Origin of the sequence: Arsenicicoccus cauae (genome assembly GCF_043162025.1) — a bacterium.
Taxonomy (GTDB): domain Bacteria; phylum Actinomycetota; class Actinomycetes; order Actinomycetales; family Dermatophilaceae; genus Arsenicicoccus; species Arsenicicoccus cauae.
Genome location: NZ_CP171001.1, coordinates 1,730,656 through 1,753,573, shown reverse-complemented (window position 1 = coordinate 1,753,573; position 22,918 = coordinate 1,730,656). Strand labels below are relative to the sequence as shown.

Genomic DNA, 22,918 nt, shown 5'->3' with positions numbered 1-22,918 from the left:
GCGAGGGTGCCCCTGGGGGACGGCGGACGGCGGCGCCGGGTCAGTGAGCCTCGACGTTGGAGGTGACCCAGTCGACGATCTCCGTGGTGGTGGCGCCGGGGGTGAAGACGTGGGCCACGCCCATGTCCTTGAGCGGCTGGATGTCGTCCTCGGGGATGATGCCGCCGCCGAAGACCACGATATCGGACGCCTCCTTGGCCTGGAGGAGCTCGAGGACCTTCTTGAACAGGGTCATGTGGGCGCCGGACAGGACGGACAGGCCGACCCCGTCGGCGTCCTCCTGGATCGCCGCCTCGACGATCTGCTCGGGGGTCTGGTGCAGGCCGGTGTAGACGACCTCCATGCCGGCATCACGCAAGGCGCGAGCCACCACCTTTGCACCACGGTCGTGGCCGTCAAGACCCGGCTTGGCCACAAGGATTCGCAACCTGGACTCGCTCATGCCGCCAGCGTAGCCCAGGGCACCTCGGTCGGCAGCGGCAGGGTGACGCCCCCCCACGTGAGCTCCCTGGACGCCGATCTGCGCAGGTCAGACGCACCGCTTCACCCGTACGCCCACGTTGCATAACGAATTCGTCACGGGATAGTCTAAGCCGCCCCCTCGCCCGTCGATGTCAGGTAGCCCCGCATGCCCCTCCTCCCCCCGCCCGAGGTTGCGCACGCCCGCAGCGGCGGCGGCCGGCACCGCATCGGCCGACGCTCCCCCCGCCTCGCCACCGCCGGCGCCGTGACCACCTTGACCGCGGTCGTCGTGGCGGTCACCGTCACCACCGTGGGTGGGGACGATGCCCGGACCGGGGCGGCACAGGCGGTCTCCCGCGCCCCGTCGGGCACCTCCGCCGCCGAGACGGTTCCGGACGTCACGGCGGCCGCCGCACCCCAGGGCGCCACGCCCATGCCGGCGGCCGAGGAGTCATCGATCCTCGCCCGGCGCTCCGCCACGGCCGACCGGGCCGACCGCTCCGCTCGCACCGTCTCGGCACCCCGGGCGATCTATCGCGCCCCTACGGGCCCGGCCACCATCACCGTCCCGGCGGCGATCGCCGCCCCGTCCACGCCGGCCGCCGCCCCGTCCACGCCGGCCGCCGCGCCGACGCGACCCGTTCCCCCGCAATGGGTCGGCCCGATGGGTGGCCCCTACCAGCTGACGTCCCGGTTTGGTCCCCGGTGGGGTGGCTTCCACCACGGCCTGGACTTCGCCGCTCCGGTCGGCACCCCCCTGCGCTCCCTGTCCGCCGGTGTCGTCACCGACGTCAAGACCGGTCACTCCGTGTACGGCACCTACATCGACGTGAAGTTCGCCGACGGGAGCCTTGGACGCTACGGCCACCTGAGCCGTGCGGACGTGGCGCTGGGTGCCAAGGTCGTGACCGGCCAGACGATCGGCCTGTCCGGCAACAGCGGCCGGTCCACCGGACCGCACCTGCACCTCGAGATCCACCCGCACGGCGACCCGCTGCTCACGGACGCCGCCGACCCCGAGGTCGAGCTGCGCAAGCGCAAGGTCGTCGTCTGAGCTCGCCCCGCGAGCGCCTCTGACAGACCCTCCCACCCACCCCGACCGGACACCTCGGGGGGGCGGGAGGGGGCGCTAGAGCTTCTCGAGCGGGGCGATCCCGAGCAGGAAGCGCTTGACGCCGGTGTCGCCGCCGAAGTCGACGGTGGCCATGGCCTTGGGGCCGACGCCCTCGACCCGGACGACCGAGCCGAGCCCGAACGAGTCGTGGTTGACGCGGTCGCCCGCGGACAGGGACGGCACCGGCTTGGCGGGCCCGCGCGACGGCCTCAGGCCGCCGAGCCGGGCCACGGTGGGGGCCGAGGAGCGACCCATCAGGGCGGACTCGGTGCGCTGCCAGTTCAAGAGCCCGTCGGGGATCTCGTCGAGGAAGCGTGACGCGGGGTTGTACTGCGGCTGCCCCCACGCGGAGCGGACGGCGGCGCGGGAGAGGTGCAGCCGCTCGCGAGCGCGCGTGATGCCGACGTACGCCAGGCGCCGCTCCTCCTCGAGCTCCTTGCTGTCGCCGAGGGCGCGGCTGTGCGGGAAGGTGCCGTCCTCCATGCCGGTGAGGAAGACGACGGGGAACTCCAGGCCCTTGGCGGTGTGCAGGGTCATCAGGGTGACCACGCCGGAGCCGTCGTCCTCGTCGGGGATCTCGTCGGAGTCGGCGACCAGCGACACCTGCTCGAGGAAGTCGTCGAGCCCGCCCTCGGGATAGGTCTCGTCGAACTCCCGTGCCACGGCGACCAGCTCGTTGAGGTTCTCGATGCGGGTCTCGTCCTGCGGGTCGTGGCTGGCCTGCAGCTCGGCGAGGTAGCCGGAGCGGTCCACGACCGCCTCGAGCAGCTCGCCGACGCCCCCTCCCCCGTCGCGCACCTGGCGCAGCGACTCCAGCAGCGCGGTGAACCCCTTGATGGCGGTGACCGAGCGGGTGGCGATGCCCGGGGCGTCCTCGGGGTGCCCGAGCGCCGCGACGAAGCTCGTGCGGTCGCGCTCGGCCAGCGCCGCGACGCACGCCTCGGCGCGGTCGCCGATGCCGCGCTTGGGGACGTTGAGGATGCGGCGCAAGTTGACGGTGTCCTCGGGGTTGGCGATGACGCGCAGGTAGGCCAGGGCGTCCTTGACCTCGCGCCGCTCGTAGAAGCGGGTGCCGCCGACCACCTTGTAGGGCAGGCCGACCCGCACGAACACCTCCTCCAGCGCCCGGGACTGGGCGTTGGTGCGGTAGAACACCGCGACGTCGCGCGGCTTGACCCCGTGCTCGTCGCCGAGGCGGTCGATGGACTGCGCGACGAAGGACGCCTCCTCGTGCTCGCTGTCTGCGACGTAGCCCACGATCGGCGCCCCGTCGCCCTGGTCGGACCACAGGGACTTCTCGCGGCGGTCGGGGTTCTTGGCGATGACGGCGTTGGCCGCCTGCAGGATCGTCTGGGTCGACCGGTAGTTCTGCTCCAGCAGGATCGTGCGCGCCTGCGGGTAGTCCTGCTCGAACTCGACGATGTTGCGGATCGTCGCCCCGCGGAAGGCGTAGATCGACTGGTCGGCGTCCCCCACCACGACCAGTTCGGCCATCGGCAGCTCGCCCTCGACCGTCGGACCGCCCGCCAGCTGCCGGACCAGCTCGTACTGCGCGTGGTTGGTGTCTTGGTACTCGTCGACCATGATGTGCCGGAACCGGCGGTGGTAGTGCTGCGCGATCTGCGGGAAGGCCTGCAGGATGTTGACCGTCGTCATGATCAGGTCGTCGAAGTCCATCGCGTTGGCCTGGCGCAGCCGCCGCTGGTAGTCGACATAGGCCTCACCGAGCAGCCGCTCCTGGTGGGTCGCGCTCTCCCCCAGGCGATCTCGGTAGGTCTCCTCGTCGACCAGCTCGTTCTTGAGGTTGGACACCTGGTGACTGAACGACCGCGGCGGGTAGCGCTTGGGGTCGAGATCCATGTCCCGCAGCACCATCGCCATCAGCCGCTGCGAGTCGGCGGCGTCGTAGATCGAGAAGCTCGAGCTCAGCCCCACGGCCTTGGCCTCGCGGCGCAGGATCTTGACGCAGGCCGAGTGGAAGGTCGACACCCACATCGCCTTGGCCCGCGGCCCGACGATCGCCTCGACGCGCTCGCGCATCTCGGCGGCCGCCTTGTTGGTGAAGGTGATCGCCATGATCTCGCCCGGCTGCACGCCGCGCGCCGCCAGGAGGTAGGCGATGCGCTGGGTCAGCACGCGCGTCTTGCCCGAGCCGGCACCCGCGACGATCAGCAGCGGCGCGCCCTCGTGCAGCACCGCCTCGCGCTGCTGGGGGTTGAGGCCCGCCACGATCTGCTCCGGGTCCCGCGAGGCGGCGAACCCGCCACGTGGCGCAGCCCCGCGCCCGGCGGGCGATCCGGCATACGACCCGTCGTCGGCCGGAGGAGCATCAGCGTCCGTCGGCGGGGGCACGTCGTCCGAGAGCGCCCAGGCGGGCAGGCCGGAGTCGTCCACCTCGCCGGAGGCCGCGGCCGGGCGCATCGCGGGGGTGGGCGGGGACAGGGGCAGGTCGTCGAAGAGGGATTCCATCGCGACAGCAAGACTAAGGCCGAGCAGTGACAGACCCCACCGCGACGGACGCCGTAGGCTGGCCCGGTGCTGACCATGCAAGACGCCCTCCGCATCCTGTCCGACTACTGGACCCAGCGGGGCTGCCTGACCGTGCAGCCCTTCAACACCGAGGTCGGAGCGGGGACCATGAACCCCGCCACCGTCCTGCGGGTCCTCGGACCGGAGCCCTGGGACGTCGCCTACGTCGAGCCGTCCGTGCGACCCGACGACAGCCGGTACGGCGAGAACCCCAACCGCCTGCAGACGCACACGCAGTTCCAGGTCATCCTCAAGCCCGAGCCCGGCGACCCGCAGGAGCTCTACCTCGGGTCCCTCGAGGCGCTCGGCATCGACCTGGCCGCCCACGACGTGCGCTTCGTCGAGGACAACTGGGCGCAGCCGGCCATCGGCGCGTGGGGCCTCGGCTGGGAGGTCTGGCTCGACGGCATGGAGATCACCCAGTTCACCTACTTCCAGCAGGTCGGCGGGCAGAACCTCGACCCCATCCCCGTCGAGCTCACCTATGGCGTCGAGCGCATCCTGATGGCCGTCCAGGGCGTGACCCACTTCAAGGAGATCGCCTACGCCCGCACGCCGTCCGGCGAGGTCATCACCTACGGCGAGGCCTTCGGGCAGTCCGAGTACGAGATGAGCCGCTACTACCTCGACGACGCGTCCGTCGAGACCAACCGCGCGCTCTACGACAGCTATGTCGCCGAGGCCACGCGCATGGTCGAGGCCCGCCTCCCGGTCCCGGCGCACTCCTACATCCTCAAGTCCTCGCACGCGTTCAACGTGCTCGACGCCCGCGGCGCCATCTCCACGACCGAGCGGGCGCGCGCCTTCGCCACGATGCGTCGGCTCATGCGCGACACCGCGGCCCTGTGGATCGAGCGTCGCGCCGAGCTGGGCCACCCGCTGATGCGGCCCCTCGAGGCCGCGGCGGACGCGCTGCCCACCGTGGACGAGTCCACGCTGCCGGCCGAGCCGCAGACCCTGGCGTTCGAGATCGGTGTCGAGGAGCTGCCGCCGCACGTCGTGCCCGCGACCATCGAGCAGGTCCGCGCCGCCCTCACCGAGCGCCTCGCGGCGACCCGGCTGGAGCACGGCGTCATACGGGTCGACGGCACCCCCCGGCGCATCGTCGCCGTCATCGACTCCGTGGCCGCCCGGGAGCCGGACACCGAGCAGGTCCGCAAGGGCCCCAAGTGGCAGGCCGCGTATGACGACGCGGGCCGACCCACCAAGGCGCTGGAGGGATTCGCCCGGGGGCAGAAGGTCTCGCTCGACCAGGTCCAGCGCCTGGAGGTCCAGGGCGCCGAGCACGCCTGCGTCGTGGTCGAGCAGCCCGGACGCAGCGTCATGGAGGTCCTGTCCCCCCTCCTCGCCGAGGTCGTCACGGGCCTGCGCGCCGAGAAGAACATGCGCTGGTCCGACCCCTCCCTGTCCTTCTCCCGCGCGATCCGCTGGCTGGTGGTGCTGTGGGGCGGGACCGTCGTGCCCGTCCAGGTGTCCGAGGTCGTCGCCGGGCGCGAGACCTACCTGCAGCGCACGACCGGTGGTGCCGAGCGCCAGGAGCGTCGCGACGGCGTCCTGCTGGGCCACGTCGACGTGCCCTCGTCCGACGAGCTCCTGCCCACCATCGCCCGCGGCGCCATCGTGCTGGACACCCAGGCGCGCCGCGCCGCCGTCGTCGAGCAGGCCGAGGCGCTGGCCACCCGCGCCGGCGGCCGCGTCGACGTAGCCGCCGAGGCGTCCCTGGTCGACCAGATCACCAACCTCGTCGAGGAGCCGCACGGCGTGCTCGGCGACTTCGACGAGCGCTACCTCGACCTGCCGGCGCAGATCCTGACGACGGTCATGCGCAAGCACCAGCGCTACCTGCCCGTGCTGGATGCCTCGGGGGACCTGCTGCCGCACTTCGTCACGATGGCCAACGGCCTGTGCGACGACGCCACCGTCAAGGCCGGCAACGAGTCGGTCATCCGGGCGCGCTACGAGGACGCCCTGTTCTTCTGGAACGCCGACCTGCAGACCGACTCCGTCGAGTCCTTCGTGCCCGGCCTGGACCAGCTGACCTTCGAGGACCGGCTCGGCTCCGTCGGGCAGCGCGCCCGCCGCATCGCCGACGTCGCCGGCGCCCTCGCCGACCAGGTCCGCCTCAGCGCCACCGACCGCGAGACCCTCACGCGCGCAGGCGCTCTCGCCAAGTACGACCTCGCTACCCAGATGGTCACCGAGATGACCTCCCTGGCCGGCTTCGTCGCCCGCGAGTATGCCGTCCGCACCGGCGAGCCCCAGGCCGTCGCGGACGCGCTCTACGAGATGGAGCAGCCCAAGACCAGCGCCGACGCCCTGCCCGCGTCCGTGCCCGGCGCGCTGCTCGCCCTCGGCGACCGCTTCGACCTGCTCATGGCGATGTTCGCCATCGGCGCCAAGCCCACCGGCTCCTCCGACCCCTTCGGCCTGCGCCGCGCCGCCCTCGGCGTCGTGCGGATCCTGCGCGACCAGGGCTCGGTCGGTCAGGCGCTCGCAGCCCTGTCCATCCGCTCCGGGCTGGAGGCGGCCGCCGTGCGCCTGCGCTCCCAGGGCGTCGAGGTCGCCGACGCGTCGGTCGACGCCGCACTGGAGTTCACCGTCGGCCGCTATGCCCAGCTGCTGCGCGACGAGGGCACCTCCGTGCACCTCATCGACGCCGTCCTGCCCGGTGCCGCCACCCCCGGCGAGGCCACCACGGCGCTCGCCCAGGCCGAGGCTCTGCGCGGCGACGAGGGCTTCCGGTCCATCGTGGCGTCCCTGCAGCGCATCGGGCGGATCGTGCCTGAGGGCACCGCGGCGGCATACGACGCCTCCCGGCTCACCGAGCCGGCCGAGGTCGAGCTGCGCGAGGCCCTCGACGGCCTGCCCGAGGGGTCGAGCGCCGACCTCGAGACCTTCGCGGCGCAGGGCAAGGCGCTGGTCGACCCGGTGGCGCGGTTCTTCGACGACATCCTGGTGATGGCCGAGGACCCCGAGGTGCGGGCCGCGCGGCTCGGGCTGCTGGCCTCGGTCCGCGCCGCGGCGCCGCGGCAGGTGGACTGGGCCGCGCTGTCGACCGCCCTGGCCTGACCTCGCCCCTCCCCTCGCGATCTTTGGGAGGGTGGGCCGTATGCCGCAGCTGATCGCCCCGACCACCCGTCTGCACCGCTCCTGGCTGGAGTCGCTCGACGAGTGGGGGCCCGGCGTCCACCAGGACGGCGCCTCGCTCCCCCCGCACGTCGAACCTCTCTGCCATGCCGAGGGTTTCGCGGCGTGGGTCGAGCAGCTCCTGCTGCAGGCCGACCCGACCGCCGAGCGGCCGCACGGCTACGTGCCGGCGACCTCCTTGTGGGTGGTGGAGGGTGACGCCTACCTCGGCGCCATCCAGCTGCGGCACACGCTCAACCCGCACCTGATCGAGGTCGGCGGCCACGTGGGGTACGGCATACGGCCGTCTGTGCGCGGGCGTGGGCTGGCCACCTGGGCGCTCGCAGCGGTGCTCCCCCGAGCCCGGCGGCTCGACCTCGACAGCATCCTCGTGACCTGCGACGACGCCAACCTGGCGTCGGCCGCGGTCATCGAGCGCAACGGGGGCGAGCTCGAGGACGTGCGCGAGCTGGCGCCCGGGGCGCGGACGCGGCGCTACTGGATCGCGCTCTGACGGGCCGCCGGTCCGAGGGCCGGTCGATGCCCCTACCCCCGGCGGGATCATCAGCCTGGCGAACGAAGGCCGGCTGATGCCCCTACCCCCGGCGGGATCATCAGCCTGGCGAACGAAGGCCGGCTGATGCCCCTACCCCCGGCGGGATCATCAGCCTGGCGAACGAAGCCCGGTCGATGCCCCTACCCCCGGTAGGGTTTGGTCATGACGAGCCTGACCGCCTCAGCCCTGATCGTCCCCAAGCACGGCGACTCCAGCGTGCTCCGCGTCGAGGAGCGCGAGGTCCCCGACCCCGGCCCGGGCCAGGCCCGCGTCCGGGTCGCAGCCAGCGGCGCCAACTTCATCGACACCTACCAGCGCGGCGGCGTCTACCCCGTCGAGACGCCGTTCGTGCTCGGCATGGAGGGCGCCGGGACCGTCGAGTCCGTCGGGGAGGGAGTCACCGAGGTCGTGGCCGGTGACCGGGTCGCCTGGGCGATGCAGCTGGGCAGCGCCACCACCGTTGCCACCCTTCCGGCCGCGAGCCTCGTGCCCGTGCCCGACGACGTCGACCTCGACGTGGCCGCTGCCGCGATGCTGCAGGCCATGACCGCTCACTTCCTGGTCAACGACACCTACCCCTGCACCGCCGAGACGATCGCGTTGGTCCACGCGGCGGCGGGTGGCGTGGGCCAGCTGCTCGTGCAGCTGCTCAAGGCCAAGGGCGCCACCGTCGTCGCCACCGCGGGGAGCGCGGACAAGCTCGCCGTCGCGCGCGAGCGCGGCGCCGACCACGTCATCAACTACCGGGAGCACGACACCGGCGACAGCCTCGCGCACGCCGTCACCGAGGCGGCGGGGCGGGGGGTCGACGTGGCCTACGACGGGGTCGGTCAGGCCACCTTCGACGCGTCGCTGGCGAGCCTGCGACCCCGCGGCCTGCTCGTCCTCTTCGGCGCCGCCAGCGGGCCTGTGCCGCCGGTCGACCCGCAGCGGCTCAACCAGGGCGGCTCGCTCTACCTCACCCGGCCGAGCCTTGGTCACTACATCGCCGGTCGCGAGGAGCTGCTGGCCCGCGCTGGCGAGGTGCTCGGCCTGATCGCCGACGGGTCCCTCGAGATCGCGATCGACTCCCGGCACCCGCTCGCCGACGCCCGGGCCGCCTACGACGCCCTCGAGGGCCGCGGGACGTCGGGCAAGGTGCTCCTCATCCCGTGACCCGACCCCTCATCCGGCCTGCCACCGTCGACGACATCCCGGCCCTGCACCGTCTCGTCCGCGACCTCGCGGCCTACGAGCGCGAGCCGGACGCCGTCACCGCCACGCCCGAGGACCTGCGCATCGCCCTCTTCCCCAGATCCGCCGACCCGGCCGTCCACGCCGACCCGGCCGTCCACGCGGACGTGGTCGAGGTCCACGGCGACGTGGTGGGGATGGCCGTGTGGTTCCTGACCTTCTCCACCTGGACCGGGCAGCACGGCATCTGGCTGGAGGACCTCTACGTCGAGCCGGAGCACCGCGGCCGTGGGCTGGGCCGCCGGCTCCTGGAGGGCCTGGCCGCCCGCGCCGTCGAGCGTGGCGGCACCCGCGTCGAGTGGACCGTCCTGGACTGGAACGCCCCCGCCATCCGCTTCTACCGCTCTCTTGGCGCCGAGCCGCTCGAGCAGTGGCGCACCCAGCGGCTGCACGGCGACGCCCTCGCCCGGGTGGCCCGCCGGGCCCGGGATGCCTCGGAGGTCTCGGAGACCTCGGAGACCTCGGAGATCTCGGGGATCTCCGAGGCCGGCTCGTGAGCCTCGACCAGCTGCTCCTGTCGATCCCGCCGCTCGCGGTCTACCTCGTCGTCGCCCTCGTCGTCATGGTCGAGTCCATGGGGGTCCCCCTCCCCGGCGAGGTCACCCTCGTCACGGCCGCCATCCTCTCGTCCCACCACCAGCTCGACGTCAGCCATCTGTGGGTCGCCGTCGCCGGCACGGCCGGTGCCGTCGTGGGCGACTCGATCGGCTACGGCGTCGGTCACCACGTCGGGCGCCGGCTGCTGGTCTGGCTGCGGCACCGGTTCTCGCGGCACTTCGGTGCCAAGGAGATCGCCTACGCCGAGGCCGTCTTCACCCGGCACGGGGTGTGGGCGGTGTTCTTCGGCCGCTTCGTGGCGCTCCTGCGGATCTTTGCCGGTCCGCTGTCGGGCGTCCTGCGCCTGCCCTACCACCGCTTCCTGCCGGCCAACGCCCTGGGCGGCGCGACGTGGGCCTTCGCCACGACCTACGGCGTCTACGTCCTCGGCACGGTCGCCGAGAAATGGCTCAAGACCTTCGCCTGGGCCGGGCTCGCCGCCTTCGTGGTCGGCAGTCTGCTCGCCTCGACGCTGCTCGGTCGCCGTGTGCGTCGCGCCGTGGACCACTTCGCGGAGCACCACCCGAAGGCCGTGGCGGCCGTGGAGGCCGAGGGCTGAGCCGGGCCGCGTGACCGGCGGCCGGGCTCAGATCCAGACCCGGTATGACGGACGGCCCGGCCTCCTCGCAGATCACCGCGAGGAGGCCGGGCCGTCGGCATACGGGCCGTGACCGGGACGGGTCACCCGGTCCGATCAGTGGGGCAGGGTGTAGGCCACGACCAGGTTGACCACGACGAGGGCGGCGGCCGCGTGCAGCAGGGCCGGCGCGGCGACGCCACGGCGACCCCGAGCGTGCGAGATCTCGGTGAGCGCGAGGACGCCCAGCATCACCAGCAGCTTGATGCCGATGAACATGTGGGGTGCGTCGCCCTCCATCTCCTCGAGGACGACGAGCGCCAGCCCGGAGAGGAGCTGCAGGCGGGCGCCCCAGGCCATGAGCTTCGTGGCGGCGCCGGGCTCGATGCTCTGGACGTAGCCGAAGACGAGCACGGCGAGCGTGAGGTAGTGCAGGACGAGGAAGGCGATGGTCATGCCGCGGAGTCTACGGCGACACCTCACCCGACGAGGACGCCCAGCAGCGAGCCCAGCATCAGCGGCGGCCCGAGGGCCAGGTGGTCCCGCCGGCCCGCCCGGCGCGTCACCAGCAGGGCGGCAGCGGCCACCCCGCCCAGCGCGAAGCCCGCCCACAGCCCCAGCAGCACCTGCGACCAGCCGAGCTGAGCGAGCACCGCCGCCAGCAGGCCGGCGAGCTTGACGTCCCCGAGCCCGAGACCCTGGCGCGGGGCGGTCAGCCAGAGCAGCGCGCCCACCGCGAGCACGACCGCGCACGCCGCCACGGACCGCAGCAGCGACGCACCGTCACCGGTGATCACGGCGACGGCCGACAGCGCGACGGCCAGGACGGGATACAGGGGCAGCTGCACCGCGTCGGGGAGCCGATGGACGTCCAGGTCGATCGCGGCGAGCGCCACCATGAGCCAGGCGAGGGGCACGACCACCATCGCGAGCGGGGCACGGTCGTGCGCGCACAGCTGCCACCACGCGAGGGCCGGCAGCACCGCGGCGACGGGCCGCACCCAACAAGGAGCTCCCCGCCGCCGGACCACGTCCCCGTCACGCCGGTAGGCGCCCGACGCGAGCCAACCGCGCAGGTAGTGCCCCACGGTCAGGCCCAGCAGCGCGACGACCACGCTCGTGGCCCACGGCATCGCACCCTCCCCACCTCGACGGTCACGCCTCCTGACGTCCGCCTCACGCTAGGCCAGCTGCTCACCGGCCTGCGTCGCGTCGTCCACAGGCGGTTTCGCCGTTACCCCGTGGGCGTCGACGGCGTCTCGTTATCCTGGAGCGGATGCCCCCGCGCCAGGTCCAGCCCGTCCCGCCCCCTCCCCGGAGGTCGTCCCCCGTGCCGCCGTCCTCCCGTCGCCGCATCATGCTGGTCGAGCTCCCGCCGGCGGGCGGCCTCTTCCAGTTCGCCGTGCAGCTGGGCGAGGGCCTGGCTCGCCGCGGGCAGTCGGTGCGCGTCGTGACCGGCCCCTCCCCCGAGCTGGCCTCCCGCGAGCAGGGCTGCACGGTCGAGCCCATCCTGCCGACCTGGCACCCCACCGCCGGCGCCGACGTCCCCGAGCTGTGGCGCAAGGCGCGCCGCGTCGTCCGGGCCGGGCAGCACCACGCCGCGTGGGTGCGTCTCCTGCTCGAGATCCGTCGCAGCCGCCCCGACCTGGTCCTCTGGTCCGCGTGGCGCTTCCCCGTCGACGGGTGGGGCGTCGTCGCGGCCCGCCGCCTCGCGCCGTGGGCGACCCTCGGCATCGTGGCGCACGAGCCCCGCCCGCTGGTCGAGCAGCCCGGCCAGGACGGGCTCTACAACGACAGCGGCCCCACCTACCAAGCCCTGCGCGCGGCCTACGGCACCGTCGACGTCGTGTACGTCCTCGGCGAGCGCGCCCGCCAGGTGATCCTCGAGACCTGGCCCGTCACCGGCCCGGTCCACGTCATCCCGCACGGCGACGAGGACGTCTTTCGCACCGGCGCACCGACCAGCGCCGGCTCGACCGCCCCTCACCTGGTGTTCTTCGGCACCGTGACCGGCTACAAGGGCCTCGACGACGTCCTCGCGGTCTGGCCGCGGGTGCGCGAGCAGGTCCCCGACGCGACCTTCACCATCGCCGGGTCGATCAGCGCCGACGTCGACGCCGACGCCCTGCGCCGACGCGTGGCCGCCCTCCCCGGCGTGGAGCTGCGCGACGGCTACGTCGCCGTCGAGGACGTCCCGGGGATCCTGGCGCGGGCGCGGGCGGTGGTCCTCCCCTACCGCCGGGCCAGCCAGAGCGGCGTCGCGCACCTCGCGCACACCTTCGCGCGCCCGGCGGTCGCGACGGCGGTGGGCGACATACCGGCCGTGGTCCAGGACGGTCGGACCGGCGTCGTCGTCCCGCCCGACGACCCCGACCGGCTCGCCGACGGCATCGTCACCCTGCTGCGCGACCCGGACCTCGCGGCCCGGTTGGGCGACGCGGGCCGGGCCGGCCTCGCGAGCGGCGCCTCGTGGGACGACGTCGCCGCCGCCCTGCTCGACGGCCTCCCGGACGCCCCATGAGCGAGCACGTCACCGACGAGCACCACCCGCCGCCAGATGAGGAGTCGCGCTCCACGCCCACCGGTCGCGTCGGCACCAGCACGGTCTGGAACGTCCTGCAGTACGGCGGCAGCAAGCTCGTCACCTTCGTCTCCACCGTCGTCCTCGCGCGTCTGCTGGCCCCGGAGGCCTTCGGCCTCGTGGCCCTGGCGCTGCTCGCCATCAACATCTTCGACCGGCTCAAGGACCTCGGGGTCGGCACGGCGCTCGTGCAACACTCCGGGTCGTGGCGCCGAATCGCGCCCACCGGGGCCACGCTCACGCTGGTCCTCGCGCTGGGGTTCGGCCTCCTGTGCCTCGTCACCGCCCCGTGGCTCGCCGCCCTGCTCGGCAACGACGCCCTGGTCCCGCTGATCCAGGCCCTGTCGGTGTCCATGCTGCTGCAGGGCCTCGCCGTCTTTCCCGACGCCGCCCTGCGCCGCCACCTGGCGTTCAAGGAGCGCACGCTCCCCGAGCTCGGCGGCGCCGTGGTCAAGGCCATCGTCTCGATCGGGATGGCGCTGGCCGGGGCCGGGGCGTGGAGCCTGGTCTGGGGCCAGGTTGCGGCGACCGCGACGATGGCCGTCCTCTACTGGCTCGTCTACCTGCACCTAACCGGTCGGGCCCGTGTGCCGGGCGCGGAGCCCACCGCGTCTCCGCTCGCCGAGCCGGCGGACCGCCACCTCGGCTGGGACCGCCCGGTGGCCGGCGAGCTGCTCCGCTTCGGCGGGTCGTTGTCGCTGCTGGCGCTGCTGGCCCTGGTCATCGACAACCTCGACTACTTCAGCATCGGTCGGCGTCTCGGCGAGACCGAGCTGGGCTATTACACGATGGCCTTCCGGCTGCCCGAGCTCGTCGTCATCGGGGTGTGCATCGTCATCGGCCAGGTGCTGTTCAGCTCGTTCTCGCGGCTGCAGGACGACCGGGACGCGCTGCGCGAGCACTACCTGCGCGCCATCGCCGCCGTCGCCACCCTCACCGTGCCCGCCGGGCTCGGCCTGGCCGCCGCCGCCGGTCCCGTCGTCGACACGGTGTTCGGCGAGCAGTACGCCCCCTCCGAGCCGATCCTCGTCGTGCTCGGCTGCTACTCCGCGGTCTACGCGCTGGGCTTCCACTCCGGCGAGGTCTACAAGGCCACGGGGCACGCGGGCCTGCTCAACCGGCTGGCGATCGCCCAGGTCGCCGTCTTCGCGCCGGTCCTGTGGCTGGCCGCCGGGCGGTCGACCCTCGCGGTGGCCGTGGCCTTCCTCGCGTGCCACGTCGCGTTCACCCTGCTGCGCTTCGTCGTCACCGACCGCGTCATCGGCATCCCCCTCGGGGCCCAGCTGCGGGCCGTGGTCCCGGCCACCGTGAGCGCTCTGGTCATGGCGGGGGCGGTCACGCTGGTCGACCGGCTGGTCCCGCTGCCGCAACCCTTCGTCCTGCTCGTCCTCGAGGTGCTGGCCGGCGCCGTCGTCTACGTGGGCGCCCTCGCCCTCCTGGACCGGCAGGCCCTGCCCCGCGTCACCCGCATGCTGCGACCCGGAGGTGCCTCGTGAGAGTGCTGCACGTCCTCGACTCCTTCAGCTTCGGCGGGGCGGAGAACCTCGTCGTCGAGCTGGCCCGGCACGCCGCCGCCGACCCGGGCGCCGACCTGGACCTGGCGGTGGCCAGCCTCGGTCCGCGCGGGCGCGAGGGCAAGGACGCCATGCTCGGTCGCCTCCAGGCCGTGGGGCTCGCGCCGACCTACCTCGGGGTGCGCCGCCTGCTGGACCCGCTCGGCGTGCTGCGGCTGGCCCGGACCCTGCGCGCCGGCAGCGCCGAGGTCGTCCACGCCCACCTCGGCTACTCCGCGACGCTCGTGCCGCTCGCCGCCCGCCTGGCCGGGGTCCCCTGCGTCGCGACGCTGCACCTCGAGCCGCAGCTCGGGTCCCGCGCCGACCGGGTCAAGGAGGCCCTCTCGGTCCTCGTCCCCGCCCGCCTCGGCCGCCTCGTCCTCGTCTCCCAGGCGGCGTATGACGGCTACGCCCGCCACTACGGCCCGGCCACGGCCAGCTGGCGGTGCATCCCCAACGGCATCGACGTGGACCGCTGGACCACCGCACGGCGCCGGCTCCCCCAGGACGTCCCGGTCCCCGACGGGGCGCCGGTCTGGGCGGTCGTCGCGGCCCTGCGCGAGCCCAAGGGTCACGTGCCGCTGGTCCAGGCCTGGGCCCGGGTCGTCGAGGACCATCCCGACGCCCACCTGCTCGTCGTGGGCGAGGGCCCGCACCGGTCGGCGCTCGAGATGCGCGTCCACGAGCTCGGGCTCGGGCGTCGCGTCCACCTGCTCGGACGTCGCGAGGACGTGCCGGACCTGCTGGCCGGGGTCGACGGGGTCGTCTCCGCGTCCTTCACGGAGGCGCTGCCCACCGCCCTCGTGGAGGCCGCCGCCTGCGGGCTCCCCGTGGTCGCCACCGACGCCGGCGGCACCCGCGACGTCGTCCTCGACGGCGTCACCGGCCGCGTCGTACCGGTGGGTGACGTGACCGCGCTCGCAACCGAGCTGTCCCGGCTGCTGTCCGACCCGCGCACCCGCGCCGCCTACGGCGCGGCCGCGCGCCGCCGCGCGGAGCAGGTCTTCTCCATGCAGGCCTGGACCCGCGCCCTGCACGACCTCTACGCCGAGCTCGTCGTCCCGTCCGGCACGGACCCCAAGGAGACCGCATGACCACCGACACCCCCAACGGCCGCGGGATCGGACGCCTGCTGCCCGCCCTCGTCGCGGGCCTGGTCGCCGCCCTCCTGGTGGGTGGCTTCCTGCTGTCGCGGCCGCGCACCTACACCTCCACGATGGACGTGGTCGTCGTGCCGCAGAAGGTCGCCAGCGCCAACGACAGCGCCGCGCTCTTCGACAGCCTGAGCCGCGGCCAGGTCATCGCCACCGCCGCCGAGATGTACTCCCAGGAGCGGTGGCTCCCCGACGGCTCGACGGTCGAGGTCACCGCGGGCAACGTGGCGCCGAGCGCCGTCGTCACCGTCCGGTCCGCGGGCAGCGACGCCGGCCAGGTGACGTCCGCGCTGGAGCGGGTCGTGTCCACCGCAACCCCCGAGATCGGCAAGGTGCTGGCGCCCTACACCGTCACCCCCCTCAGCACCGAGCCCTCGACTCCCGAGGCGGGGGGCTTGTCCACGCCGCTCAAGCTCGTGCTGGCGCTGCTCGCCGGGCTGCTGACCGCCATCCTCGCGGCGGGGGCCGGCTCGACCCTCGACCGACGGAGGTCGCGATGACGACAACTGACCAGTCGGCGGTAGCCGAGCACCCACGAACCTGAGACGACATGACCCCTGCCACCCTCGAGCGCTCCCGCAGCGCGGACGTCGACCGGCCGCGAGCCGCGCTGCCGTCGTCCGCCCTCGCGACGCTGCTGCTCGCCGGGATGGTCGCGGTGGAGTTCTCCGGCACGTCCGGGGTGCTCGAGGGGCGGGTGCCCGTGTCGCCCTTCCTCGCCCTGCTCGCCCTGGGCCTGCTCGTCGTGGTCGGGCGATGCCTCGTCCAGCGCGTGGCGGTCCCCTGGGCCACGGTGGGCGCCGTCTCGGCATACGTGCTGGCCACGGCCCTGGCCAGCCAGCTGGCCGACCTCGACGGCGTGGCCTTCCTGCGGACCGGGGTGGAGCCCGACTGGGGATCGGCGGCGGTCCTTGGGGTGGTCAAGGAGCTGGTCTTCGTCGTGGTCGTGTGCCTGCTCGCGAGCGGCCTGCGCCGCTGGTGGCTCGTGGCCGCGGCGATGGTGCTGCCGATGGCGGCGATCTGCCTGCTGGGCGCCGCCAACGAGTGGCTGCTCGGCAACACCGCGACCTTCGGCGGCTTCGAGACCGTCACGACGGCCGAGGGGGTGGGTGTCGTGACCAAGCGGCACGCCGGCCCGCTGCCCGACGCGAACTTCTGGGGACGCTTCCTGGTCCTCGGCCTGCCGTTCGCGCTGGCCCTGGTCCAGGAGTGCCTGCAGCGCGGTCGACGCCTGGTCGCCCTCGTTCCCCTCGGCAGCATCGGCGCGCTGCTCGTCGGCGTCTACCTCACCGGCTCCCGCGGGACCATGCTCGCCGCCCTGCTCGGCGCCGGCCTCTACCTCGTGCTGTGCGGGCTGGACCGCAAGGTGCTCGCCGGCGGCGCCGTGGTCGTGGTGCCCCTGCTGCTCGTGCTGCCCGGCGTCGGCAGCCGCCTCGTGTCGATGCTCGGGATCGCCGAGTCCGGCCAGCTCGCCGCGGTCGACGGGTCGGTGCGCGAGCGCATCGCCACCCAGACCGTCGCGACCAAGATGATCCAGGACAACCCGGTGACCGGCGTCGGTCCCGGCGGCTACTTCGCCCGCTTCCCGGACTACGCGTCCGCGACCGACCTGCACCTCGAGCGCATCGTCGCCCCGCACAACCTCTACCTCGGGCTCTGGGCCGAGATCGGCCTCGTCGGCCTGCTCGCCTTCCTCTCGATCATCGCCGTGGCGCTGTGGCAGGCGGGCTGGGTGCTGCGAGCCCTGCCGTCGCTGCCCAGCCCGGACGTCGCGCGGCTGCGTCCCTACGCCGCCGCCTGCGTCGCCGGGATCCTCGCCTGGTGCGCCGCGAGCGTCTTCCTGCACCTCACCTACGCGCGCGTCGTCTACCTCGTGGTCGGGCTCGCCGCCGCCCTCGCCACCCAGGCCCGGGCCCTGGGTGCCCATCCGGTCCCCCGGCCGGTCCGGCACCGACACCCCGCGTATGCCGTCCCCCTCGCCGCCGCCGGCGCCGCCCTCGCCGCGGTGGTGGTCACGCTCCTGCCGCAGCCCGGCCGGGCCTACGTCGTCGGCTACCTGGAGCCCCAGTCCTCGAGCGCCTACCTGCTGTCGCTGCGCACCCGCGAGGTCACCGCACCCACCTACGCCGTGCTGACCTCGGTCGCGTCAGGTCGCTCCGTCGACGCCCAGGGCGACCCCGCGTCCGGCTTCGTCTCGGTCACCGCCGAGGCCGAGACGCCGCAGCAGGCCGGCAGGCTCGCCACGAGCGCCACCGCCGCGGGGGACGCGGCCGTGCGCCGGGCCGGGCTGGACACGCTCTTTCGCACCCGCTGGGGCACGGTGACCACGTGGCGCGAGAGCCCGGGCCGCTCGGAGGTAGCCCTGGCCATGGCGGCCGGAGCCGGTCTCGGCGCGGCCCTGGCCCACACCCGCACGATGATCGCCGCGGCCCGTCCCCGTCGCCCTCGAGCCCCTCGATCCCTACGAGACCGGGAGGACCCATGATTCCCAAGCCAGCCGACGCCCCCACGACCGTCGTGCACGTCATCCACTCCCTCGGCGCAGGAGGCGCCGAGAACGTGCTCGTCGAGCTCGCCCGCACCGCCCCCGACGCCGGGCTGCGGATCGTCGTGGTCGGCCTGTCCGACGCCGAGGACGACCGCAACGCGCACCGCCTGGCCGAGGCGGGGGCGACCGTCTACCAGCTCCACGCGGGCCGCTACGACCTCGGCGCGGTGCGGCGGCTGGCGGCGATCGTGCGCCGCGAGCGCGGTGACGTCGTCCACACCCACCTCAAGCACGCAGACCTCGTGGGCGGCCTCGCCGCACGGCTGGTCGGCGTGCCCGCCGTCTCCACCCTGCACGTCATCGAGTCCGACCCTCGCGGCGCAGCGCACCGTGCCCGGGTCCGGGCCGCGGTGCTGGCCCGGGCCACGTTGTTCGACCGGGTGGTGGCTCTGTCGGAGGCGCAGCGCGCGTGGTACTCGTCCTTCCACGCCCCCACCCCCGTCGTCCCGGTGCCCAACGGGGTCCGCGAGCCCGCGCCACCGTCCCCGACGGGCGCCAGGGCTGCGCTGCGTGCCGAGCTCGGCGTCGACGACCGCACCCTCCTCGGCGTCACCGTCTCGCTCATGCGCCCGGAGAAGGGGCACGCCGTCGCCCTGGCCGCCGTGCGCCTCCTGCCCGCCGACCTGCCGTTCGTCCTCGCCCTGGCCGGCGACGGGCCGCTGCTCGACACCGTCCGGGCCGAGGTGGAGGTCGATCCCCAGCTGCACGAGCGCGTGCGGGTCCTCGGCTACCGCTCCGACGTGGACGACCTCCTGCGCGCGGCCGACCTCGTCGTCCACCCGAGCCACGAGGACGCCCTGCCCACGTCGCTGATCTCCGCGCTGGCGACCGGCACGCCCGTCGTGGCGACCCGGGTCGGCGGCATCCCCGACATCGTGGGCGACGACGCGGGGATCCTCGTCCCCCCGGACGATCCCGCCGCCCTCGCCGCCGCCGTGGCCGACCTCGCCCGCGACCCCGGCCGTCGCGAGGCGTGCGGCCTGGCCGGGCGCGCCCGCTACGACAGCACCTTCGCGGCGCCGGTCTGGGTCTCGCGCCTGCGCACGCTCTACGACCAGCTGCTCACGCCGCCCGCGGAGCCGCTGCACGACGGCCCCGTGTCCTCCGTCGCCGTGGTCAGCGCCGTGGCGCCATACCCCTCGGACAGCGGCAAGGCGATGGTCATCGCCGGGTTCCTGCGGCACCTGCGCTCCCGGCTGCCGCACCACCAGATCCACTACCTCCACGTCGGGCCGCCGCTGCGGCGCACCGCGGAGTTCAAGGGGGTGCAGGTGCACGAGATGGGCCAGCCGAGCCGCACGGACCAGCTCATCGGCCTCGTGCGTGGCGTGCTCCTGCGACGGCAGAGCCTGCAGGAGGCCTTCCTCGGCAGCCCGCGCGTCGCCGCCACCGTCCAGCAGACCCTCGCCGACCTCGACCCCGACCTGGAGATCATCGACACCGTCCGCATGGAGCAGCACGTCGCGGGCCGCAGGTTCCGCGGCCGGCGGGTGCTCTACCTCGACGACCTGTTCAGCGTGCGCTACACGCGGATGCTGGAGGTCCTGCGGGACGAGCGGATCGACGCGGACTTCGACCCCCTGGGGCAGTTCTCGCACAATGTGCCCGCCCAGCTGCACTGGCTCACGCGGGCGCCCCTCACGCGCCGAGCGCTGCTGCGCTTCGAGCGGGGCCGGGTCGCCCGCTCCGAGCGGCGGGCCGCGCGCACCAACCCCACCTCGGTCCTGCTCAACGCCGAGGAGGCCCGCCACCTGCGGGAGGAGACCGGCGCGGCGGTCGTGGCCATCCCGCCGTCGATCCCCGGCCTCAGCCGGTCGGCCCACCAGCCCGACCGTTGGGACGGCCGACCCGAGTTCGCCTTCGTGGGGCTGCTGTCGCTCGCGCACAACCACGACGGCCTCGGCTGGTTCCTGCGGGAGGGGATGGACGAGCTGCTCGCCCTGCAGCCCGACGCCCGCCTGCACGTCATCGGTCGGGACGCGGATGAGTCCCTGCTCGCCGACGCGGCCCGCCACGGCGACCAGGTCGTGGTTCACGGCTTCGTCCCGGACCTCGACGAGGCGCTGTCCCGCATGTGCGCCCTAGTCAACCCCCTGCGCTTCGGGTCCGGGATCAAGATCAAGACGCTCGACGCCCTCGCCCGCGGCCTCCCGGTGGTCAGCACCCCGGTGGCCGCCGAGGGCATCGCCACGCACAGCCGCCCCGGCCTCATCGTGGTCCCGGACGTCGTCGAGGCGGCGCGGGCGCTCGCCGCGCTGGTCGACCCGATCGTCCGCGAGCGCCAGACGCAGGGCGCGCAGGCCCTCTACGCGCAGCGGTTCGCCGACCCGGTGGTGGCCGCGGCCTACGACGAGGTGTTCGGCACGGCGCGGGAGGACTGACCGCGACGGGCCCGGGCCCGCTCGAGCGCCCGGTCCACCTGCTGCAGCAGGGCCTGCACGTGGCCCTCCGGGGAGTATGCCGACCGCGCCGTCGCACGAGCGGCCTGCCGCACGGCCGCGACCTCGGCGGCGTGCGCGGGGTCCAGGCACCAGCGCAACGTCTCGCCGAGGGCCACCACGTCCCCGGCCGGCACGACGAACCCGGTGACGCCCTGCTCGACGTGCTCGCGCACCCCCAGCGTGTCGGTGACCACGGTGAGCTTGCCGAGGGCCATCGCGTCGAGCAGCACCATGATCCCGGGGGCGCAGTCGTCCCGGTGCTCCAGCGCCACGACGACGACGCAGGCGCGGCGCAGGTCACGCCGGAACGCCGCGGGGTCCACCTCGGTGCGCACGTGCACGTTGGCCGGGACGGGGACGTCGGCGGGCAGCCCGCCGGGGATGGTGGCGATGACCACCTCGGTGCCCGCGGGCAGGTCGGCGGCACAGCCCAGCAGGGGGCGGTAGTCGCGCGCCGTGCGCCCTCCGCTGAACACGGGCCCGTCGTGGCGGATCTCCCGCTCGCCGTCCGCACCGCCCTCGCTGCTCTCGCTGTGCGCGACGCCCTCGCCGCCCGCGCTGCCCGCGCTGCCCGAGGTTCCGGCGGCGACGTCGTCCGGAGTCAGGCCGTGGTGCCACGGGACGTTCACCACCCGGTCGCCGTCGACGCGGTGCACCCGGTGGAACTGGTCGCGACCCTCCCGGGTGAGGGCCACGAAGGTCGTGCGCGGACCGGCCATGGCCCGCACCCCGGCGCGGGTGGCCAGCGCGACGGGAAGTCCCGGGCCGAGCTTCCAGGAGCAGTCGACGACCAGCACCTCCGGTCCTCGCCGGGTGCGCGCGAGCAGCGCGGTGGCGAGCTTGTCGACGCGGCTGGTGCCGTCGAGCACCAGCACCTCGCTCGACCGGGCCGCGGCGAGGACGCGGCGCAACCGGGTCAGGTCACCGGGACGATCCTCGGTGAGGCACCTGGTGCGCTCGACCCAGCGGGGGCGCAGCCGGTAGGCCATCGTCGTGCTCGTGGTCACGCCCCGAGTCTGCGCTCGCGCGCGACCTGGCGCCGTCGTTTCCCCAGGAATGCCCCCTCCCCGACACCGTGAGGGTCTCGTCCAAGGATGTCCAAGGATGGTGGAGGGAACCCTCACGATCCTGGCCGGGGCGGGGAAGGTGGGGCCGGCCGGCATACCTAGCGGTGGCCGGCCCGCAGCACCAGGAGCAGCTCGAAGCGGATCTCCGGGTCGTCCAGGGCGGGACCGAAGGCCTCCCGCAGCTGGGTCACCCGGTAGCCCACCGTCTGTGGGTGGATCGACAGGGCGTCGGCCACCGGCTGCCGCTGCCCCCAGTGGACGAGCCAGTGCAGCAGCGTCTCGGCCAGACGCTCGCGGGTGGCGGGGGCGAACGCATCCAGGGGCGCGAGCCGGACCCGCGCCAGGTCGGCGACCACGGCCGGCTCGGCGTGCAGCGCGAGCTGCGCAAGGTAGTCACCGACGAAGACGATGTCCGGACGCTCCGGCGCCACCGCGGAACGTGTGGCGGCCTGCTCGAGGCGGGCGATCGTCAGCATGGTGAGGCGCAACGACTCGGGCGCCTCGTTCCACGGACGGGTCGGCCCCACCACGGCGCCCCGTCCTCGCAGCGCCCGCTCCAGGTCGCGTCTGGCACGCTCGGTCGTGGGCGCCGGGACGAGTGCCACGACGTCGTCCTCCCGCTCGACCACCAGCGCGCCGCGGCCGAGGGCGAGACGCAGCCCCTGGGCCTGCTCGCGGCGCAGGGCCACCACCGCCAGCATCGGCGGGAGCGCCCAGCCCGCCGCGAGCGCCGCCTGGTCGATGCCGGCCGACGAGGCCCGCCCGTGCAGGATGAGCAGGGCGAGCTCGGTGCGGCGCCGCTCCACCTCGCCGAGCTGCTCGTTCTGCTCGTCGGCGTAGCCCTCGACCGAGGCGGCAGACAGCTCGTCGATGTACGCGAAGATCGACTCGCCGAGGGGCACGATCACGTCGGGCGCGACACCGGCCTGGACGGCGATCTGGGCCGCGGTGCGGAAGGTCACGCGGGCGCCGGAGCGATAGGCCGCGAGCAGCGACCCCAGCTGGCGTCCCGACCGGAACTCGCCGCGGCCCAGCCCGGCATACACCCGTCTGGAGTCCGGCTCGAGGGCCGGCCGGTCCGACCCCGGCAGGTCGAGGAACCGGTCGAGGGCGATGGCGACGCCCTGGTGCAGCCCCTGCCCGAAGCGGCCCTCCATGGGGCGGGCGTAGTCCGGCACGTCACGCGGGACGGCCTTGATGATGTGGTCGACGATCTCGTCGACGCGGGGGCGCAGGAGGTCCGAGACTTCAGCGGGCAACGACAACCATGGCGGCGCCTCGGCGCGGCTCTGGGGAGTCATGGGACGGGATTCTATCGCCGCGTGATAGTCCACCCGCAAGAATCAGGCGCCTGCCGACGAGTATCCGGGGCCTGTGGTG

At 74.0% G+C, this 22,918-nt stretch carries 18 protein-coding genes; 12 read left to right on the top strand and 6 right to left on the bottom strand.

What is annotated here, in order from left to right; translation table 11 throughout:
* Nucleotides 1–40 precede the first annotated feature (40 nt).
* Nucleotides 41–442 carry a cobalamin B12-binding domain-containing protein gene (locus ACF3NS_RS08220; RefSeq protein ID WP_154593205.1) on the bottom strand — a complete coding sequence of 134 codons (402 nt, stop codon included), beginning with the start codon at nt 440–442 and terminating at the stop codon, nt 41–43.
* Between the two features lie 186 nt (nt 443–628).
* On the opposite strand from ACF3NS_RS08220, the gene ACF3NS_RS08215 reads away from it, so the two are divergent.
* Nucleotides 629–1,516, top strand: coding sequence for a M23 family metallopeptidase (locus ACF3NS_RS08215; protein WP_392465442.1), 888 nt, complete (start codon nt 629–631; stop codon nt 1,514–1,516).
* Nucleotides 1,517–1,591: 75 nt separating this feature from the next.
* Here the strand turns inward: ACF3NS_RS08215 and pcrA are convergent, their stop codons facing one another.
* Entirely contained in the window at nt 1,592–4,045 is a 2,454-nt protein-coding gene (gene pcrA, locus ACF3NS_RS08210; protein ID WP_230082811.1) for a DNA helicase PcrA, read from the bottom strand.
* A gap of 75 nt (nt 4,046–4,120) precedes the next feature.
* Here pcrA and ACF3NS_RS08205 point away from each other — a divergent pair, with 75 nt between their 5' ends.
* From ACF3NS_RS08205 to ACF3NS_RS08185, 5 genes are all read left to right on the top strand, one after another.
* Nucleotides 4,121–7,174: a glycine--tRNA ligase gene (locus ACF3NS_RS08205; protein ID WP_392469101.1), complete on the top strand. Its 3,054-nt coding sequence runs from the start codon at nt 4,121–4,123 to the stop codon at nt 7,172–7,174.
* A 40-nt stretch (nt 7,175–7,214) separates the two neighbouring features.
* Entirely contained in the window at nt 7,215–7,745 is a 531-nt protein-coding gene (locus ACF3NS_RS08200) for a GNAT family N-acetyltransferase (RefSeq protein ID WP_392465439.1), read from the top strand.
* A 204-nt stretch (nt 7,746–7,949) separates the two neighbouring features.
* Nucleotides 7,950–8,942 carry a quinone oxidoreductase family protein gene (locus ACF3NS_RS08195; RefSeq protein ID WP_392465437.1) on the top strand — a complete coding sequence of 331 codons (993 nt, stop codon included), beginning with the start codon at nt 7,950–7,952 and terminating at the stop codon, nt 8,940–8,942.
* A complete protein-coding gene (locus ACF3NS_RS08190; RefSeq protein ID WP_392465435.1) occupies nt 8,939–9,517 on the top strand; it encodes a GNAT family N-acetyltransferase in 579 nt (192 codons plus the stop codon). Before ACF3NS_RS08195 ends, ACF3NS_RS08190 begins: the two co-directional genes overlap by 4 nt.
* Nucleotides 9,514–10,176: a DedA family protein gene (locus ACF3NS_RS08185; protein ID WP_392465432.1), complete on the top strand. Its 663-nt coding sequence runs from the start codon at nt 9,514–9,516 to the stop codon at nt 10,174–10,176. The genes ACF3NS_RS08190 and ACF3NS_RS08185 overlap by 4 nt, the downstream gene beginning before the upstream one ends.
* Nucleotides 10,177–10,311: 135 nt before the next feature.
* Here ACF3NS_RS08185 and ACF3NS_RS08180 read toward each other — a convergent pair whose 3' ends face one another.
* Together ACF3NS_RS08180 and ACF3NS_RS08175 are read right to left on the bottom strand one after the other, a co-directional pair.
* Nucleotides 10,312–10,650, bottom strand: coding sequence for a hypothetical protein (locus tag ACF3NS_RS08180; RefSeq protein WP_154593209.1), 339 nt, complete (start codon nt 10,648–10,650; stop codon nt 10,312–10,314).
* A 23-nt stretch (nt 10,651–10,673) separates the two neighbouring features.
* Entirely contained in the window at nt 10,674–11,327 is a 654-nt protein-coding gene (locus ACF3NS_RS08175; RefSeq protein ID WP_392465429.1) for a prepilin peptidase, read from the bottom strand.
* 143 nt (nt 11,328–11,470) lie between these two features.
* Here ACF3NS_RS08175 and ACF3NS_RS08170 point away from each other — a divergent pair, with 143 nt between their 5' ends.
* The 6 genes from ACF3NS_RS08170 to ACF3NS_RS08145 are packed head-to-tail and all read left to right on the top strand — an operon-like array spanning nt 11,471 to nt 20,411.
* Nucleotides 11,471–12,715 carry a glycosyltransferase family 4 protein gene (locus ACF3NS_RS08170; protein WP_392465426.1) on the top strand — a complete coding sequence of 415 codons (1,245 nt, stop codon included), beginning with the start codon at nt 11,471–11,473 and terminating at the stop codon, nt 12,713–12,715.
* The gene (locus ACF3NS_RS08165) at nt 12,712–14,271 is read left to right on the top strand and encodes a lipopolysaccharide biosynthesis protein (RefSeq protein ID WP_392465424.1); all 1,560 of its coding nucleotides are present in this window, start codon (nt 12,712–12,714) and stop codon (nt 14,269–14,271) included. Before ACF3NS_RS08170 ends, ACF3NS_RS08165 begins: the two co-directional genes overlap by 4 nt.
* Nucleotides 14,268–15,422, top strand: a complete 1,155-nt coding sequence (locus ACF3NS_RS08160; RefSeq protein ID WP_311966521.1) for a glycosyltransferase — start codon at nt 14,268–14,270, stop codon at nt 15,420–15,422. The genes ACF3NS_RS08165 and ACF3NS_RS08160 overlap by 4 nt, the downstream gene beginning before the upstream one ends.
* Complete coding sequence (locus tag ACF3NS_RS08155; RefSeq protein WP_288799405.1) at nt 15,419–15,982, top strand: hypothetical protein; 564 nt, start codon at nt 15,419–15,421, stop codon at nt 15,980–15,982. Before ACF3NS_RS08160 ends, ACF3NS_RS08155 begins: the two co-directional genes overlap by 4 nt.
* Before the next feature lie 50 nt (nt 15,983–16,032).
* Nucleotides 16,033–17,967, top strand: a complete 1,935-nt coding sequence (locus ACF3NS_RS08150; RefSeq protein WP_392465422.1) for an O-antigen ligase family protein — start codon at nt 16,033–16,035, stop codon at nt 17,965–17,967.
* Nucleotides 17,964–20,411, top strand: a complete 2,448-nt coding sequence (locus tag ACF3NS_RS08145) for a glycosyltransferase (protein ID WP_392465420.1) — start codon at nt 17,964–17,966, stop codon at nt 20,409–20,411. Before ACF3NS_RS08150 ends, ACF3NS_RS08145 begins: the two co-directional genes overlap by 4 nt.
* Here the strand turns inward: ACF3NS_RS08145 and ACF3NS_RS08140 are convergent.
* Together ACF3NS_RS08140 and ACF3NS_RS08135 are read right to left on the bottom strand one after the other, a co-directional pair.
* Nucleotides 20,375–21,478 carry a glycosyltransferase gene (locus ACF3NS_RS08140; protein WP_392465418.1) on the bottom strand — a complete coding sequence of 368 codons (1,104 nt, stop codon included), beginning with the start codon at nt 21,476–21,478 and terminating at the stop codon, nt 20,375–20,377. The two genes, ACF3NS_RS08145 and ACF3NS_RS08140, sit on opposite strands and share 37 nt — an antisense overlap.
* A gap of 158 nt (nt 21,479–21,636) precedes the next feature.
* Nucleotides 21,637–22,839, bottom strand: a complete 1,203-nt coding sequence (locus ACF3NS_RS08135) for a PucR family transcriptional regulator (RefSeq protein ID WP_392465416.1) — start codon at nt 22,837–22,839, stop codon at nt 21,637–21,639.
* Between the last annotated feature and the right edge of the window lie 79 nt (nt 22,840–22,918).